17 protein-coding genes and 2 pseudogenes are annotated in these 17,108 nt (G+C 62.9%); 9 read left to right on the top strand and 10 right to left on the bottom strand.

Annotated features, from left to right (window positions below; genetic code table 11):
• Positions 1-98 precede the first annotated feature (98 nt).
• Together BM216_RS35245 and BM216_RS32240 are read right to left on the bottom strand one after the other, a co-directional pair.
• Positions 99-233: a hypothetical protein gene (locus BM216_RS35245; protein WP_348272033.1), complete on the bottom strand. Its 135-nt coding sequence runs from the start codon at positions 231-233 to the stop codon at positions 99-101.
• A gap of 133 nt (positions 234-366) precedes the next feature.
• Positions 367-615, bottom strand: coding sequence for a hypothetical protein (locus BM216_RS32240; RefSeq protein ID WP_093004329.1), 249 nt, complete (start codon positions 613-615; stop codon positions 367-369).
• Between the two features lie 259 nt (positions 616-874).
• Here BM216_RS32240 and BM216_RS32235 point away from each other — a divergent pair, with 259 nt between their 5' ends.
• Entirely contained in the window at positions 875-2,101 is a 1,227-nt protein-coding gene (locus tag BM216_RS32235) for an MFS transporter (RefSeq protein ID WP_093004327.1), read from the top strand.
• 160 nt (positions 2,102-2,261) lie between these two features.
• On the opposite strand, the pseudogene BM216_RS34425 reads toward BM216_RS32235, so the two are convergent.
• Positions 2,262-2,360, bottom strand: a pseudogene (locus tag BM216_RS34425) (phage major capsid protein); the annotation flags it as partial.
• Between the two features lie 601 nt (positions 2,361-2,961).
• On the bottom strand, positions 2,962-3,270 hold the full coding sequence (locus BM216_RS32220; protein ID WP_093004325.1) for a Dabb family protein: 309 nt from the start codon (positions 3,268-3,270) through the stop codon (positions 2,962-2,964).
• Between the two features lie 175 nt (positions 3,271-3,445).
• Here BM216_RS32220 and BM216_RS32215 point away from each other — a divergent pair, with 175 nt between their 5' ends.
• The gene (locus tag BM216_RS32215; protein ID WP_177231020.1) at positions 3,446-3,718 is read left to right on the top strand and encodes a hypothetical protein; all 273 of its coding nucleotides are present in this window, start codon (positions 3,446-3,448) and stop codon (positions 3,716-3,718) included.
• Positions 3,719-3,876: 158 nt separating this feature from the next.
• Here BM216_RS32215 and BM216_RS32210 read toward each other — a convergent pair whose 3' ends face one another.
• The 3 genes and pseudogenes from BM216_RS32210 to BM216_RS32200 all read right to left on the bottom strand — a co-directional run bounded on the left by BM216_RS32210 (position 3,877) and on the right by BM216_RS32200 (position 6,352).
• Entirely contained in the window at positions 3,877-4,176 is a 300-nt protein-coding gene (locus BM216_RS32210) for a hypothetical protein (protein WP_093004321.1), read from the bottom strand.
• 574 nt (positions 4,177-4,750) lie between these two features.
• Positions 4,751-5,193 (bottom strand): annotated as a pseudogene (locus BM216_RS34965) (DNA-packaging protein); the annotation flags it as partial.
• A gap of 403 nt (positions 5,194-5,596) precedes the next feature.
• Entirely contained in the window at positions 5,597-6,352 is a 756-nt protein-coding gene (locus BM216_RS32200; RefSeq protein ID WP_093004319.1) for an SDR family oxidoreductase, read from the bottom strand.
• 304 nt (positions 6,353-6,656) lie between these two features.
• Between BM216_RS32200 and BM216_RS32195 the strand changes: the two genes are divergently transcribed.
• A complete protein-coding gene (locus tag BM216_RS32195) occupies positions 6,657-7,550 on the top strand; it encodes an AraC family transcriptional regulator (RefSeq protein ID WP_093004387.1) in 894 nt (297 codons plus the stop codon).
• Positions 7,551-7,817: 267 nt separating this feature from the next.
• Complete coding sequence (locus BM216_RS32190) at positions 7,818-8,744, top strand: dihydrodipicolinate synthase family protein (protein ID WP_244530456.1); 927 nt, start codon at positions 7,818-7,820, stop codon at positions 8,742-8,744.
• Positions 8,745-8,836: 92 nt separating this feature from the next.
• Here BM216_RS32190 and BM216_RS32185 read toward each other — a convergent pair whose 3' ends face one another.
• On the bottom strand, positions 8,837-10,297 hold the full coding sequence (locus tag BM216_RS32185; protein WP_093004317.1) for a protein adenylyltransferase SelO: 1,461 nt from the start codon (positions 10,295-10,297) through the stop codon (positions 8,837-8,839).
• A 139-nt stretch (positions 10,298-10,436) separates the two neighbouring features.
• Between BM216_RS32185 and BM216_RS34960 the strand changes: the two genes are divergently transcribed.
• Positions 10,437-10,988, top strand: coding sequence for a CopG family ribbon-helix-helix protein (locus tag BM216_RS34960; RefSeq protein ID WP_244530455.1), 552 nt, complete (start codon positions 10,437-10,439; stop codon positions 10,986-10,988).
• 513 nt (positions 10,989-11,501) lie between these two features.
• Here BM216_RS34960 and BM216_RS32165 read toward each other — a convergent pair.
• Positions 11,502-12,836: an aspartate aminotransferase family protein gene (locus BM216_RS32165; RefSeq protein ID WP_093004311.1), complete on the bottom strand. Its 1,335-nt coding sequence runs from the start codon at positions 12,834-12,836 to the stop codon at positions 11,502-11,504.
• Between the two features lie 335 nt (positions 12,837-13,171).
• Between BM216_RS32165 and BM216_RS32160 the strand changes: the two genes are divergently transcribed.
• From BM216_RS32160 to BM216_RS32145, 4 genes are all read left to right on the top strand, one after another.
• Positions 13,172-14,041 (top strand): LysR family transcriptional regulator, encoded by an 870-nt coding sequence (locus tag BM216_RS32160; RefSeq protein WP_177231019.1) that lies wholly within the window; start codon positions 13,172-13,174, stop codon positions 14,039-14,041.
• A 167-nt stretch (positions 14,042-14,208) separates the two neighbouring features.
• The gene (locus BM216_RS32155; protein WP_093004307.1) at positions 14,209-14,580 is read left to right on the top strand and encodes a response regulator; all 372 of its coding nucleotides are present in this window, start codon (positions 14,209-14,211) and stop codon (positions 14,578-14,580) included.
• A 279-nt stretch (positions 14,581-14,859) separates the two neighbouring features.
• Positions 14,860-15,213, top strand: a complete 354-nt coding sequence (locus tag BM216_RS32150) for a hypothetical protein (protein ID WP_093004305.1) — start codon at positions 14,860-14,862, stop codon at positions 15,211-15,213.
• 205 nt (positions 15,214-15,418) lie between these two features.
• Entirely contained in the window at positions 15,419-16,720 is a 1,302-nt protein-coding gene (locus tag BM216_RS32145) for a PQQ-dependent sugar dehydrogenase (protein ID WP_093004303.1), read from the top strand.
• Between the two features lie 145 nt (positions 16,721-16,865).
• On the opposite strand, the gene BM216_RS32140 is transcribed toward BM216_RS32145, so the two are convergent.
• A partial coding sequence (locus BM216_RS32140) for a transposase (protein ID WP_177231018.1) occupies positions 16,866-17,108 on the bottom strand: 243 nt, incomplete at its 5' end.

The following is a 17,108-nucleotide window of genomic DNA, read 5'->3' as shown; positions in this document are numbered from 1 at the left end:
TTCCACTCAATAGACCAACAAGATCATGCCCGAAGCATGTGATGGACTATGTAATGAAACCCGGCTGAATGGCAAATGAATGCTCTGTAATGCTTACGTTAACTCCTCGATTGTCCACCGATCACGGACGTGGTGACGAGGCGTCCATAGCGTGCCGGAAGCCCGCCCACGGCGCCTGCGAGCGTTACTGCGATATCCGCCAGCTGCCCCTGTTCGTCCGCACCGAAATCCACGCCCGAGACCTTGCGGGATCGATGCACGGACGGCGATCAGCGCGCCCCAGACCGTCTTCGACTGATGCCAGACCTTTGCCCCATCCATCTCACTTGCTGCGATATGCTCATCCATTCGCTCATTTCCATGCTATCAAGGATTGATCGCTGCCCCTGCCGGAATGCCGAACGGCACGCTGCGTCCCATCTGCCTCACCCGCAGGTCCAGGACGTGCGGAAGGGCACCGGAATCGGTCAGTTGATCGACGCTTGAATAGGTGAAGGCAGGCGTGTCGACCTCGACGCACCGCCTCACCGCATCGCCCGCCATCACCTCGATCGGGTAACGCTCCTGCGGCTCGTCCGTCGGGATATCGAGCGCATCCCACCCGTCGGCATCCACCCGATCAGCTCGCGCCAGCGTCCGACGCTTTCGGCACCCGTCACGTCCACCGTCTCGGCATTGAAGGCACGAACGACCCGCCCTCATCGACTTCAGAAGCAGGTCTCTGCCTTTTGCTTTACGATGCCGCAACCCCTTCTTGATCCGATGTCATCTTTTTCGACACGCCTACTTCTCCCCGGCCACCCGGCCTGATACAGCCGGTAGCAGGTTCACCCGCGACGCATCCGTCCCCCAAGCCGTCCCCTAAAGCCGTCCCATGACCAGCATGTCCCTTCGCTCAGCCCAGACCGTGGGTGTCCTTGCCGTCACGCAGCTGATCGGCTGGGGCACGACCTTTGAAACCATCGGTGTGCTCGGCCGCAAGCTGGCCCCGGATCTCGGCCTTGCGAACGAGATCGTCTATGCCGGCCTGTCCGTGATGATGATGGTCAACGCGCTTGCAAGCCCTCTCGTCGGGCGCATGCTAGATCGCCACGGTGCTGCACGCGTCATGGCGGCAGGGTCCGGTTTTTTCGCAGCCGGGCTCATCGTCCTCGCCGTGTCGACCGGTGTCGTCACCTACGCGGCAGCCTGGATCATCCTCGGCCTCGGCGGCGCATTCGTCCTCTCGGCCCCGGCCTATACGGCTGTCGTCGAGCGGGAAGGGGCAAACGGCAAGCGCACGATCGCCTTCCTCATGCTGTTCACCGGCCTGTCCGCCACGATCTTTTGGCCGCTGCTCAGCCTGTCTTCAGATATGGTCGGCTGGCGCAGCACGTTGCTCATGGCCGCGGCCCTGCATGTGTTCGTCTGCATCCCGCTCTATCTCTTCGGCCTGCCCAGGCCGATCGTCTATTCAAAGTCGGCCGACGCCACCGATCTCGCACCCGTTCCCCTGACACCGCACAGCCGCAAGACGGCGTTCCTGCTGGTCGCGATGACGACGGCGATTGCATCCTTCGTCACCTTCGGCCTGTCGCCGTCGCTGCTGGAAATCCTGCGGCGACTGGGTGCAACGCCGGAATTTGCGCTGCAGCTTGCAGCAGCCCGCGGCGTGCTCGGCATTTCGGCCCGCGGCATCGACATGCTGCTCGGCAAGCGCGGCAACCCGTTCCTCACCTCGGTGGCGGGTTCCAGCTTCATGGTGGCGGCCTTCGCCTGCTTGCTGCTTCTGCCTGCATCGACACTCAGCCTATGGGCCTTCATCGTCCTCTACGGCTTCGGCGCCGGCATCCTGGTCGTTGCTCGGGCGCTTTTGCCGCTCGCCCTCTTCTCGCCGCGCGAATACGGCCGCCAGGCGACACGTCTCGCCATGCCGCAGAACATCGCGAATGCGCTAGCACCGATCATCTTCACTGCGCTCATCGACCGCAGCGGCGTTGCAACTGCGCTCGTCTTCTCCATCGCGCTTGCCATCGTTGCGCTGGCGGCCATCGGCATGCTCATCGCGCTGGTGAGGAGGGCGCACAGATCCAACCAGACGGTCATTCCGTCACGGCCCTAAACCTTACCTCCACCCGAAAGGTGCGCGTCTTCGGTTCGCGCCGTGAGCGGGTTCTGGTCCTGAACAGGCTCACCAGCACACATCCTTCCAGCGCCAGTTCCGCATTGCACATCAACGCCGTCACGCGCCCGCCTACCTCCTGCACCTGACGCCATCCTTCGGCCTGCACCTTGCGGTTCAACATGAAAGTGCCGTTCTGCCGGTGCCCCGCCTTCAGCGCATAGATTAGGTCGACCAGCGTGTCGGAGGGATCGGTGGATTCCAGGCGCCGATCGGCTCGTTCGGATCGAGTTGGTATAGCATCCGCCCCCGCCGGCGCCCCGCGGGCGACGAGCGAGTTTAGGAATGCCCCGCTCTCGATCCGGTCCTTGCCCAGTTTGATCGCGCCGAAGACGCTGGCATAACCGTAAAAACACCCCGTCGCCGCTGATCCCGGCAAGCCCCAGATTGGCGAGTTTTCGCCCATTGGGGAGGACGCCATTCAGACGCTTTTTCTGGTCGCACTCGGGCTTCTTGTGCGGATCAGCCGTCATCGCCGGCGCCGTCTACCTCGCCGGCCACCCGCCGAGCTTCCTCAGGAAGCCGCTCATGGCAGACCCGCCCGACCGCCCGTGGCGTCCGAAGGCACCGCCGTCAAATATCGGCAGCGATTGCGCAGGCGGCGGCGACACTAGATGCTGCCCCCCCTTAGTGTTCAGTACTCGATTGAAGGAACTCGATGATCCTCTTGGCTGAGCCGGCCGTCGTGGGAGGCCGGTTAGCGCAGTTCCAGCTAAAGCGCGTAAACAGTCTTGCGTCCGGAACTGCGTAAAATGGCAGGCCTGGAGCCGTTTCGCTGCTCGACGAAAAGCGAAACCGCTCTAGCGCAGCGGCATCTTCACCGCCCTGTCGCTGTCATAGTCGGCGGCGATCCTAACTTCGCGGATCGGCCGCACCGCGTCGATTGACTGCTGGTAGATCGGATGCGCCTTGTAGGCGGCCAGCGCCGCCTCGTTCTCGAATTCGCCGTAGACGACCAGATCGATATCCGTGCCCAGCTGGTCGGTCTTCACGTTGGTGCCTATCTCCAGCACCGATGCATGCGGGTTTGCCGTCAGCAGCGAAAGCCCCGCCCGAACCTCGTCGACATTCTCGTCCGTGGCCGTGAAAAACACGATATGGCGTATCATCGAAACTCCGCAATATTTCCGGTCACATCGAGCGCCTGCTACCATGCATGCGCAAAGCCCACAACGGAGCGGCGACTCTTGCCGACAAGACCAGCGGCCTCACCGCAGAACAATTGACCGCCATCGTCCCCTGCCTATGTGGCCCCGACAAAGCGAAACATCGAACGGGATACTCGTGCGGACCATGACATCGGGCCGGGCCTTCCAGCGCACATTTGTGACGTCGGGTCTTGTTGTTCTCGTCGCTTCGACGGCGTTTTTCACCGGTTCCCGCATCCTGTTGGATCTCGGCATCCGCTTCTGGAACGGCACTGCTCTGCTGGAAGATCTCGTCTACAAGGCCGCAATCGACACGTCCACCGCCGATCCCATTTCCGGCATCGGTCCCGAAAGAACCATGCCCGAAATAGCCAGCCAGTATATTCCAATGGTAGCGGGCCACTCGTAAGCGATCGTCGCCCTCAAATGGGCCTTCAGCGAGCTTGGGCTCAATCCGCCGAGCTCCGATCAGCTGGATGGTGTGCCCGAAACAATCTGCAGCGGCAGATATCGCGGCACCCGCCTCCGCGTTGGTGCGACCGTCACCCCGGCGGCCCTGCCCATCTCTCAGTCATGACCTACACGATCCACTTCTGAACTTGGCCTGTGGCACGGACTCGCTCGCTCGACCTCCAGACCCGCCTGAGACACCCGCACATGCAGCGCCACCAGGTCGGCCCTGTCCGTGCCATTGATATTCTTCCGCGCACCCGCCCCGGCCGCCTTGCCCTTCGAAAAATAGCGACCGAGCGCCCGCCCGGTAAATGTCCCCGCCGAATCGTGAAAGGCTGTGGCGAGAACATAGGCCAACGCATCGTCGCCACCATCCGCCCCGAGCCCACCGGAAAGCGTCGCCGAGCGCTTCATCCAGCCGTCCAGTATCGCCTCCAGCCCCTCGACCTGCCCTTGGAGAGCCGGCCGCCGAAGAGATTGCGACGGTCGTGGTCGAAGAAAAGTGGCGGTTGGGACCCATATTAATCCTACCTCTTTACCGCGTTCACAAAATTCAATCGGTTTAGAAAAACTAAATCGTTTTAACGCCTTAGGCGCACATTTACTTTCGGTGTGGGTTGTGGAACCAATTCGCTCATCCGACGTTCATGTCGGCGCTGCGATGATAGTGCAGCGCAACAAAACAGGAGATCATGACGATGCAGCAGCCGGCACAGGCAGCCCCCTCCAAGCCGATCCCCCAGCATGTCGCTGAACGTCTGGAATCCGAATGGAAGCAGATCCAGGAAAGCCCTTCGCGTCAGCCCAACCAGCGCTGAGCCATTCTTCCTATTCGGGCATGCAACATGTCCGATCCGTATCAAATTGCAGCGCCGGCTCTTCTGGGCACGGCGCTTCTGTTTGTCGGCAGGATATGGCTCCGGGATTTGTTTGGTCCGTCCTGCGCTGCGCAGTCTGAGCTCGGCGATATCGCCTTCGACCTGCTATATCCCCTCACCCGCGGCTTGCCCTGGGCTTCCAGCACCAGCGACGTGGGGTACCCAGATCAGCGCATCCAGCCAATCGGGCGAACGGCCCGACGACAGGCCGTCCGGGCCAAAATCGCATATCTGGTCTTCCAGTTCGGTGAAATGTCCCACAGGGCAACCCTCCCCTGCTCGTAGAGAGCGGCCATCGGCTCGGCGCGGGCAAAATTTGCCGCGCGGTGCCCTAACCCGCGCCAGCGGCAGTGCTACGTCGACGCCTTTCAGCATCTCACCGCTCTGGTTGACCTCGGCCACAACCCTATCGGCCTCGAACCGCCGATAGGCCTTGACCACCGCCGTCGCCCAGGCGGAGGTGTTGCGCCCTCCACCGAACGATCAGCCAGCACCATCGCCCGGCCGGAAGCTCGATACCGGCCACGACGATGCCGCAGCAGGAATGAGCGCCGACGCTTGATTGCCCGCATTGCCGACGATCGAGATTTCCCAGCCGCGTCGAAGGGTCGGCGATCCGCCGTTTCATCACCGGCGTTGTCGTCACAAACCGCGCCCTCTGCACGGCTCTTCGACCATGCACAAACCCCACCAAAGCACCGTCAAGGATTACTTTCCTATCGCGGTGATTTTCGGTGATCTAGGCGAGGGAAAGTGTCCCCATCACCAACAAAATCGAAGGCTTAGCCTGCGGTTAAGATCTTGATTTTGTAACCTCTCCCATAGGGGGAGAGATATAGCGCTGAGGGTGTCGCGAGCTCTGGTATCTCTCCCCTTGTGGGAGAGATACCGATTTCAAGATCTTAGTCGCAGCTAAGTCTTAGAAATCGCAAGTGAGGGGATCCTTCCCCCGCCCCTCAGATCACCTGCCCACCCGAAACCTCGATCCGCTGGGCATTGATCCAGCGGTTGTCCTCGGTCAAAAGGCCCGCGATCATCGGGCCGATATCGTCCGGCACGCCGGCGCGGCCAAGTGCAATGATGTCGGCGAAGAACTTGTTCATGTCCGGCTGGTCGCGCACCGCGCCGCCGAGGAAGTCGGTCTCGATTGCGCCGGGCGCCACCGTGTTGACGGCGATGCCGCGGGCGCCCAGTTCCTTGGCCATGTAGATGCTGAGGATCTCGATTGCGCCCTTGACCGCAGAATAGGCGGAAAAGCCGGGGGCGGAAATGCGCGTCAGGCCCGTCGACAGGTTGACGATCCGGCCACCGTCGGCAATCACCGGCAGAAGCGCCTGGGTCAGGAAGAAGACCCCCTTCAGGTGCACATTCACCAGCCCGTCGAACTGCGCCTCGGTCGTGTCGGCAATCATCGCATATTCGCCATGGCCGGCATTGTTGACCAGGTGGTCGAACGTATCGCGCTGCCACTTGTCCTTCAGCACCCTGCGCAGGCTCTCGACAAAGGCCGGAAAGGTCGAAATGTCGGCGGTGTCGAGCTGGAAGGCGGCGGCCTTGCGGCCCTTCGCCTCGATCTCGGCAACGACAGCTTCGGCCTCTTCTTTTCTGCTGCGGTAGGTGATGATTACGTCGCTGCCCTTGTCGGCGATGTGAAGCGCGGTGTTGCGGCCGAGACCGCGGCTGGCACCGGTGATGATGGCAATCTTCGTCATGTTAGCTCTCCATGGCTTGAACGGCCGGAAGGCCGGCCGGATGATGGGCTTGGACCGGCGCTCACGGCGATCCGGTGATTGGGCGTCGGGGCTTTTGGCTGCCCCGGTCGGTCGGATGCCGGCCTGCGGATCCCTTGCCTGATCCCCTGTTGGGAACCGCTTTTCGGGATCCGGCGGCGACGTCCTGTCGACGCGCCGAATATGCCCATGGCCATCGTTCCCCGGTTGCCGGAAGCTCGGCATTCTTTGCCTATTCCTCCAAATGCCGTTTACGCCCATGCCGCTCCCGTGTAGTCTCGCCTCCATGAACGACACGCTGCTCGATACTGTCCGCCGCTATTCCATGGCCCATGCCGACCACACGGGCTTCGCCTCAACGCCGATTGCCGGCCTCACCGTCATCCGCGCGACGGCGCCGAGCGAGCTGCAGCACCAGATCACCTCGCCGCTCGCCTGCCTCGTGCTGCAGGGCACCAAGCTGGTGACGATGGGCAACCAGACCCTCACCTTCGAAGCCGGGGATTCGCTGCTGATCACCGCCGACGTGCCCACGGTCAGCCAGATCAGGAGGGCAAGCGTCGTCGAACCCTATTTCTCGATGGTGATCTGTCTCGACGCCGCAATCATCGCCGAGCTATCGGCCGAGATGGGGCCGATCGCGGATCCGGGCGGTGCCGCGGTGCGCAACGAGCCCACCCATGCGGAAGTCGCCGACAGCGCGCTTCGCCTCATGCGCCTGCTCGATCGTCCGGCAGCAATCCAGCACCTGCACGGCTCGCTGATGCGGGAGATCCATTACTGGCTGCTTGCCGGGCGCCACGGCGCGGCGATCCGCCGTCTCGGCGTCACCGACGGCCATGTCCAGCGCATTGGCCGGGCGGTCAACGTGATGCGGGCCGATTTTGCGAAAACCCTGCCGGTCGAGGAACTCGCCTCGGTCGCCGGCATGAGCCCGTCCTCCTTCCACCAGCATTTCCGCTCGGTCACCTCGCTGTCGCCGCTGCAGTTCCAGAAGCAGCTGAGGCTCATCGAGGCGCGCCGAATGATGCTCGCCGAAGGCGCCAATTCCAGCATCGCGGCCTTCTCCGTCGGCTACGAAAGCGTCCAGCAGTTCAACCGCGAATACCGCCGCATGTTCGGCCTGCCGCCGGTGAAGGAAATCCAGACCGCAAGATCAAGGCAGCTCGCGGCGGCTTAATCTTGGGTGATCTCCCCCCTTGTGGGGGGCTCGCAGAGCGGGCCGAGACCCGTGGCTCGGCCCAGGTAGCCCGGCAGGGCAGAGGGGGGTGTCTCTCCGCACTCCTTTGCCAGTTGAGTTCGCAGCACCCACCCCCCTCTGTCACTTACGTGACATCTCCCCCACAAGGGGGGAGATCGGTCAAAAAACCTCCCCCGCAACAATCCCGCTTGCGATCCGTTTCTTTCCGTCCATAGTCCACCCAAGACATCCCAGCCGGAGCCCTTCATGCCTGCCGCCACCCCCGCCGACATGCCGACCAAGCCTCCCGTCTTCACCGGCCTTTCCGCCTTCCCGCTGACACCGGCGGACGAGAACGGCCGTGTCGATACCGATGCCCTGCAGCGGCTCGTCGCCCGCATCGTCGACGCCAAGGCGAATTCGATCGGCCTGCTCGGCAGCACCGGCGCCTACATGTATCTTGCGCGGGAACAGCGCCGCCGGGCGGTCAAGGCTGCGGTCGAATGCGCCGCCGGCAAGGTTCCCGTCATCGTCGGCATCGGCGCGCTTCGCACCGACGAAGTCCAGGCGCTCGCCCGTGATGCGGCGGCCTGCGGCGCCGATGCGCTGCTGCTCGCCCCCGTCTCTTACACGCCGCTGACCGAAGAAGAGGCGTTTCGTCATTACGAGGCCGCGGCTTCGGCCACCGACCTGCCGCTCGCCATCTACAACAACCCGTCGACGACGCATTTCTCCTTCAGCGACGGGCTGATCGCCCGTCTTGCCGGTCTTGCCAATATCAGCGCGGTGAAGATGCCGATCGCCGAGGATCTCGATTTTTCCGGCGAACTCGCCCAGCTGCGTTCGGTCACGCCGGGCAGTTTTTCGATCGGCTATAGCGGCGACTGGGAATGCGGCAAGGCGCTGCTTTCCGGCGCCGACTGCTGGTACAGCGTCATCGGCGGCCTGTTCCCCAAGCCGTCATTGGCGCTCACACGCGCCGCACTCGCCGGCGATGCGACAGAAACCGCCCGCCTCGACGCTCTCTTTCATCCGCTCTGGCAGGCCTTCAAGGCCCATGGCAGCCTCAGGGTCGTTTATGCCGCAGCCGAGATGCTGGGCCTAAAAACCGGCCTGCCGCCCCGCCCGCTTCTGCCACCCGGTCCGGACGCCCTGCCGGCCATCGAGGCGGCAATTGCCGGCCTGAAGGACTAGGCAGCTCCTGCAACAGCAGGCCCCCCTGCGTCCGCGCTTGGCTTAAAACAAGGGAATGACGACTTCGTCTTTCGAAGAGGGGCGAAGTCGCGTCATGTCCCGCAGAACGTCCGGGCCACCCGCTCGTCGGGCTTCGGCGGCGTCATGTAGTCGGCAAATTCAGCGCGTTCCTCATAGGGCTTTTCCAACGCCTGCAGCAGCCGCTCGAAAAAGGAGAAGTCGCCGTAATTGGCGGCAGAAATCGCTTCCTGGATTCGATGGTTGCGCGGAATGATCGCCGGGTTGACCCCGCGCATCGCTAGCGCCCGCTCGGCATCGCCTGCGGTCTCCGCTGCCAGCCGCTCGCGCCACGCCGCCAGCCACTCGACGGCCTTGGCGGGATCGGCAAAACAGGCGAGAAAACATTCGTCAGACCCTTCCGCCGCATCGGCCAGCCCGCGGAAAACAAGCGTGAAATCGGCCTCGGCCTCCTGCATTGCCGTCAGTAGATCCTGCACCAGCTGCCCGTCACCGTCGGCCTGCGTCTCCAGCCCGATCTTTCCGCGGAAAACCGCGATCCAGGCGCTCTGGAACCGCTCGCCGAATTCCTTCAGCACGCCATTGGCCTCGTCCACCGCCTTGTCCTGATCCTCGTCCAGCAGCGGCACGAGGCATTCGGCCAATCTCGCGATGTTCCACTGGCCGATGCCCGGCTGGTTGCGATAGGCATAACGCCCGCCCTGGTCGATCGAGGAAAACACCTTCATCTGGTGATATTCGTCGAGAAAGGCGCAGGGGCCAAAGTCGATTGTCTCGCCGGAAATCGTCATGTTGTCGGTGTTCATCACGCCATGGATGAAGCCGACGCCGAGCCAGCGGGCGATCAGCTCCGCCTGCCGGAAGGCGACGGCCCTGAGCAGCGCGAGATAAGGATTTTCAGCAGTCTTCAGATCGGGATAATGCCGTTCGATGACGTAATCCGCGAGTGTCCTGACACCGTCGTTGTCGCCGCGCGCGGCGAAGAACTGGAACGTGCCGACCCGCACATGGCTTGCCGCGACGCGCACGAAGACCGCGCCCTGTTCCGGCATCTCGCGATAGACCTGCTCGCCGGTCGCGACCGCGGCCAGCGCCCGCGTCGCCGGAATGCCGAGCGCATGCATCGCCTCGGAAACGATATATTCCCGCAGCACCGGCCCGAGTGCGGCGCGCCCGTCGCCGCGGCGCGAAAACGGCGTCGGACCAGCCCCCTTCAACTGTATATCGCGGCGCTGGCCGTCGGCATCCACGACCTCGCCGAGCAGGATCGCCCGCCCGTCGCCGAGCTGCGGCACGAAGGAACCGAACTGGTGGCCGGCATAGGCCATGGCGATCGGCATCGCGCCCTGCGGCACGACATTGCCGGCAAGCGTCGCCGCCAGCCGGTCCGGGTCAGCAAAATCGGCCTCGACACCGAGCTCCTTTGCCAGTGCCTCGTTGAACTTCAGCAGCTTCGGCCCCTCGACCGGCTCGGGATAGGCGGATGCGTAGAATTTTTCCGGCAGGCGGGCATAGGAATTGTCGAAATGAAACACGGGAAACTCCCTCGGGTTTTGCCTCGGGTCCGAACGGCCCGCAAAGGCCGTCAGGGCTTACCCTTCTCGTCAGCTTGCCCCTTTCGGGGCTCTCGCGCCCAATATGGGAAATCGCGGCAACGGGGCAAGGCGGAATGGCATGCTGACCATCACCATATGGTGCAGGCCGAACCTCAACCCACGAAAATTGATCCAAAATATCGTCCCGATCGATAAAATATCCCCCGAACGGGTGAAGCGGATTGTCGCGACCTGTGATTTCATCACCCCCGAGGCGTCGTCAGCCTCGTTTCTGACTATCCAGCCTTATTTTGCGAACCCCTCGCGTTTCCCTCGCGAGGGTTTTTTTTTGCGCCGGCATACTCTTGCAGCGAGCCCCGGATTACCTCACATTGTCTTACAACGTCTTACGGGTATTCAGGGAAACAATGCTATGTCGAAAGCCAGCACAGAGTCGGTCACCCTGCGCGTTCCTGCGGATGTGCTGTCGGATATCAACGTTATCGCCGAGGCGACAGAACGTTCGAGAAGCTACATCATCGTTCGTGCCCTCAGGACATATCTGCTGAACGAAGGCTCCGATATCCTGGCTGCGGTCAAGGGGCGCGAGCAGATTGCCGCAGGCGAGTTCGAGGATATCGATGATGTCATTGCCGATCTGGATAAGATTATTGCCGGCAAGGCCGCATGATCCCGATCAGGCTTTCCAGGGACGCGGCGAATTAAATCAGAAGAGAGGCGGAATATCTGCGTGAGCGCAGCCCGACCGCCGCAAAGAACTTCTCGCAGGCGATCAAGAAAGCCAAACGGCTGCTCCAGGATTTTCCGCAATCCGGCAATCAGATACACGGCCTTCAAATTGCGGGAAACCGCACGCTGGTCACGAGCGATTATCTCCTCGACTATTCCTATGACGGCGTCCAGATCGAGATCACGACCATCGCCATGGGCGAATGACGGTTGCCGTGCCCGATCTCGATATTGACACGGACCTCCAAGACCCGGACGACGACGGCCTGCAAGGGTCGTAGTGGAAGACGAGCGCGTCGCACCCACCAATCTCCCCCCTTGTGGGGGAGATGTCATCGGAGATGACAGAGGGGGGTGGCGCGGCGAACTCGGCTTACGAAGAGTGTGTGGAACCACCCCCTCTGCCGTGCCGGGCATCTCCCCCACACGGGGGGGAGATCGGCGATAGGAACCCTCACCGCCCCTTTTGCGCGGCCTCGATCGCATCGGCCATGATCTCCACACCGCGGTCGATCTCGGCATCCGTTACCGTCAGGGCCGGGGCGATGCGGAAGACACCGCCCATGCCGGGGAGTTTGACGATGTTCATCGAGAGACCCCGCACCATCGCCTCCTCCATGATCCTGGCTCCGAGTTCGAAACCGGGTGCCTTGCTGTGGCGGTCGGTGACGACTTCCAGGCCCAGAAGCAGCCCACGGCCGCGCACGTCGCCGACGCATTCGAAACGCTGCTGCAGCGACAGAAGTCCGTCCTTGAGGCGCCTGCCGCGCGTTACCGCCTGTTCCACTAGGTTGTCGCGCGCCACGACATCCAGAACCGTGACTCCGACGGCCGCCGGCAGCGGGTCGGAGACATGGGTCGTATAGAACAGGAACCCCTTTTCGAAGGCCTTCTCTTCCACCTCGGCGCTGGTCATCACCGCTGCGAGCGGCAGGCCGGCGCCGAGCGTCTTCGACAGCGTCATGATGTCGGGCGTGACGCCATCCCGCTGGAAGGCGAACATGTTGCCGGTGCGACCGACGCCTGTCTGGGCTTCGTCGAGGATCAGCAGCATGCCGCGCTCCTCGCATTTTTTCTTCAGTGCCGCGAGATAACCGACCGGCAGTTCCAGAATGCCGCCGGAGGACAGGATCGGCTCGGCGATGAAGGCGGCGAGATTGCCGGTCGACTGGTTGTCGATCAGATGGAAGGCATCGTCCAGCTCCGCCTGCCAGTCGTTCGAACCGTCCGGGTGCTTGAAGCGTGGGCGATAGGCGTTCGGCGCCGGAATGACATAGGAGCCCGCCGAAACAGGACCATATCCCTTGCGGCCGGCGCTGTAGGTGGCCGACGCCGCCGCCCCGGTCATGCCGTGCCAGCTCTGCGCGAAGGCGACGATCTCGTGCCCGCCGGTGACGAGCTTCGCCATACGGATTGCCGCCTCGTTGGATTCCGCTCCCGTCGTCAGGAGCTGCACCCGGTCGAGCCCCGGCGCCAGCGCTGCAAGCCGGGCGGCCAGTTCCACCACCGGGCGCGACAGCATGCCGGAAAAGAGGTGCGCCACGGATGCCATCTGGCGGTTGACGGTGGCGACAATATCCGGGTGGGTATGGCCGAGCACGGCGCTCATCTGGCCGGAGGTGAAATCGAGAATGGCCCGGCCATCGGCATCATAGACATAGGCCCCTTCGGCGCGCTCGATGATGACCTGTTCGAAGGCCGGCCCGTAACGCGTCAGATGCTTGTCGGCGTCGGCCCAGAAGGCCGGATCGTCGTTCAGCGAGACAGATGATTTTGCACGATTGTCCATGGCGGCTTTCCCCTTTTGTGATCCCGATTGAGCGCAGGGGTTTCGCATGTGAAGCAAGTCCCCCTCTGGCCTGCCGGCCATCTCCCCCACAAGGGAGAAGAAGACCCGCGGCACCCGTTCCGCTCAATTGCGCTTAGGCGCAGCGGCTGGGTTAAGCCCTCCCCTCTGTGGAGTCCGTAAGGACGGGTCGAGACCCGCGCTCGACCCCGGTTGTTTGGGAGGGGGTCTTTTCTTCACATGCCGAAGCCCCGTAATCGACCGAAAAGGTGCAGGTGTCTGGCGTCAAAGTCCAATTGATAGTATTTCAATCCGATATCGACAAAACTGATATCGCCATGCTCGATCTCGCCCTTCTGAAAAACTTCGTCATCGTCGCCCGCACCGGCTCGATCAGCCTTGCGGCCGCGCAGGTGGGTCGCACCCAATCGGCGCTCAGCATGCAGATGCAACGGCTCGCCGAAGGTGTCGGTCAGGACCTGCTGCAGCGCACCGGTGCCGGCGTGCGGTTGACGGCGGCGGGAGAGCGGCTGCTTGCCCATGCTGAAAGCCTCATCGCACGGCATGACGAGATCCTCGCCGATATGGGAGGGGCTGCGCTGAAAGGCGCGGTCAGCCTCGGCTGCCCGGAGGATTATTCGATCGCCTTCCTGCCGGAATTGTTGCGTTGCTTCTGCGCCGCTCATCCGGAGGTCGAACTGCGCATGGTCTGCGCGCCGACGATCGGGCTGAAACCCCTTCTCCAGCGCCGGCAGATCGATCTCGCGCTCGTCTCGCTGCCCGAACCGGATCATGCAGATGTCATCCGCGAAGAGGATTTCGTCTGGGTGGCGGACCGGCCGGAACCCGACGTGCTTGCCAATCCCGTCCTGCCGTTGGCCTTGTCGGCGCCGATGACGCTGGATCATCGGGCTGCCTGCGATGCGATGGCGTCTGCCGGTCGCCGCTACCGGGTGGCGTTTGCGAGCGACAGCCTTGCCGGGCTGATCGCGATCGCCCGCTCCGGCCATGCCGTCAGCGTGCTCACCCGCACCGCCGTGCCGCCGGACCTGCATATCGTGACCGAAGGCCTGCCGCCCCTGCCGACGATCGGCATCGCGCTGGAATTTGCCGAACACCAGCCGTCATCGGCGGCGAAGGCGCTCGGCGAGCATATCCGGGCGGTGCTGCCGCAGCTGGATGATGCGGGTGGTGCTGAGCGGCTGTGACGCGTGGATCAGACGGGCCACGATTTCAAGAAGGCGACGGTGATCTGACAAATTTCTGACCGGCACAGGAACGAATGCCGCCCTCTCCTGTTATGTACGGTATCAGACAAAGATGTCGTAAGGGCTTGAAGCAGAGCCAATCCGCTCTAACCGAAACGAGATGGCTCATGCATTCGGATACTGCCACAGTTCTCGTCGTGGAAGACGACGCCCTGGTTCGCCTTGGAATCGTCGACGAACTGGAGCTTTCCGGGTTCCGGGTATTGGAAGCGGAATCCGCCGACCAGGCTATCTCCGTCATAGAACAGTATCCGGAGGTTCGGCTGATCTTCACCGACATAGACATGCCGGGCACCATGGATGGGTTGAAGCTTGCGGCATTCGTCCGCGATCGGTGGCCGCCCATAAAGATAATCGTGACATCAGGGAGGGTTACGCCCGATCCTTCAAGTTTGCCGGAAGATATTCCCTTTTTCACCAAGCCATATGAGTTCGATCATGTCGTCACCGCGATCCGCGTGGCGGTGACAGGCAGGTGACGCATTGCGGCCCGTCAGATGTCCGCAAGTCTTGCGAGCAGGCCTGCTCAAGGCTTCACCTATCGGCTGAGGCCGCGTGTTTTTCCGAGCAGCCTCTCCCGGCACAATCCGGTCGAGTTGGCTGGGCCGTCGCCGGCCAGGACCATTGATGCCCGTAACGCGTTGACGGGTGATCAGAACAGATTTTTCAGGCGAGTTTGGGCCATGCAGCAAGCAATAAGGGATCTTTTTGGTCGCTAGGAGAAGGAGACGAGCGCGGCACTCGGCGGCGCGCCAGATATGGCTGCGATCAGCGATCTTTATGAGGATGCCTTCATAGGAGCGGCCCCGGCAGGCGTCATAGCCGGCAATAAGGACGAGGATTTCAGGAAGGCGATAGCGACCGGCTTCGCGCGCAATCGCGAGATCGGCGCTCGACAAATGGAGGTCGCCGGCCTTCAGGCAGATGAGATCGACGCGATGCATGCGCTCGTCCGCGTCGACTGGCGGGCGACATATGATCGCGACGGGAGGCAAATGACGATCGACTTCACGAATGTCTATCTGACGCGCCTGGCCAATGGCAAATGCAGGGTATTCGGATGGATCACGGGCGATGAGGAAGCCGAACTTCGCAAGCAAGGTATAATTTGAGCCTCGGCATCGGGATGGGCTGATACGGCCTGCCCGAATGCTATGGACGGCCTTCGCCCCGCAGTGTGCAGCGCCCGTAGGAACGTGACACTTATCCTCCCTCCTTCTCTCCCCACCCCGCAAATTTTCACACCTCCCTCTGGTGCTGCCCGCGCAAAGGCTCTAGCGTCCGGCCTCCCGTTTCCCTCATAGCCCGAGGCATCCCATGGCTGCGCCTTCCTCTTTTGCCCGTTTCATCGAATTCATCAGCAAGGGCATCGTTGCCGTTCGTCACTCGGGCGATGCTCCACGGGCACCCGTCTATGGCACGGCGCCGGCCATTCCGGTGGCCAAGCCGCAGGGCATGATACCGACGCTGAAGATGCCGACGGCGAAGGGCTGGGAGGGCGACCACAAGCCGACGGCGGCCGCCGGGCTCAAGGTCAATGCCTTTGCGCGCGGACTGGATCATCCGCGCAACATGCATGTCATGCCCAATGGCGACGTGCTGGTGGCGGAATCCATGGGCGAGCGGGGCAATCCGCAAAGCCTGTTCGACCATGCCATGTCGGCAACCATGCAGCGGGCCCGAGCCTCCGGCGACAGCGCCAACCGCGTCACCCTGCTGCGCGATGCCGACCGCGACGGCGTGGCCGAGGAAAGCCACGCCTATATCGAGAACGTGCGCCAGCCCTTCGGCATCGCGCTCGTCGGCGACACGCTCTATGTCGGCGCCAGCGACGCGCTTCTGGCCTACCCTTACGAGCCGGGAGCAACGAAGATCACCACGCCGGGCAAGAAGCTGATGGACCTGATCCCCGGCGGGCACTGGACGCGCAACCTGATCGTCAGCAAGGACGGCGCCAAGCTCTACGTCGCGGTCGGCTCGCTCAGCAATATCGGCGATGCCGGCATGGCGGCGGAGGAAAACCGCGCCTGCATTTTCGAATACGACATCGCATCCGGCCGGTCGCGCATCTTTGCCGGCGGGTTGCGCAACCCGGTCGGCATGGCATGGGAGCCGGAGGGCGGCATGCTGTGGACCGTCGTCAACGAGCGCGACGGGCTGGGCGACGAGACGCCGCCCGACTACCTGACCTCGGTCCGCGACGGCGGCTTCTACGGCTGGCCGTTCTGCTACTGGGACCGGGTGGTGGACGACCGCGTGCCGCAGGATGCCGCAAAGGTCGCTTCGGCGCTGCAGCCCGATTATGCGCTCGGCGGGCATACCGCCTCGCTCGGCCTCTGCTGGCTGCCCGAAGGCACGCTGCCGGGCTTTCCGGCCGGCATGGCGATCGGCCAGCACGGATCGTGGAACCGCTCGAAACTTTCCGGCTACAAGCTCGCCTTCGTCGCCTTCGAGAACGGCAAGCCCGTTGGCATGCCGCGCGAAATCCTCACCGATTTCCTCTCTCCGGACGAGAAACATTCCTACGGCCGCCCGGTCGGCGTGGCGCTCGCCGCCGACGGCGCCGTGCTGATGGCGGACGATGTGGGCGACGTCATCTGGCGCGTCACAGGGGCTTGAGAAGCCTTCGACGATGGCTGCTTTCGGCCGATATCGTTGAAAAACTCGACTGATTTTCCGCTCGTCCTGCCGTTTTTTCCTTTTGGACGGCGGGTTTGCGTTTTCGATCCCCGCGCCTCGGCGCAGGGTTTCATCTCCGCCGCCGTCAGGCGGCGATAGCGCCTTGCGGCGTTCGCAGTGGCCTCAGCTTGGCAAGCCTCCTGAGGTTTTGGGCGGTCGCTGCAAGCAGGAATTCATCGCGGGCACCGCATGGACCTCGCAGCCTCAGGCGCGCCATCCGGAGAATGCGCTTGAGGTGAGCAAAGAGCATCTCGACCTTCTTACGGCGATGCCGTGACTGCACGTATTCTGGTGTTGCGGCTATTGCTCGGGCAACATCACGGGCATC

Origin of the sequence: Rhizobium sp. NFR07, from assembly GCF_900111905.1 — a bacterium.
Lineage (GTDB): Bacteria > Pseudomonadota > Alphaproteobacteria > Rhizobiales > Rhizobiaceae > Neorhizobium.
The sequence above is the reverse complement of the archived record's forward strand: the minus strand, read 5'-3'. Positions and strand labels throughout refer to the sequence as shown.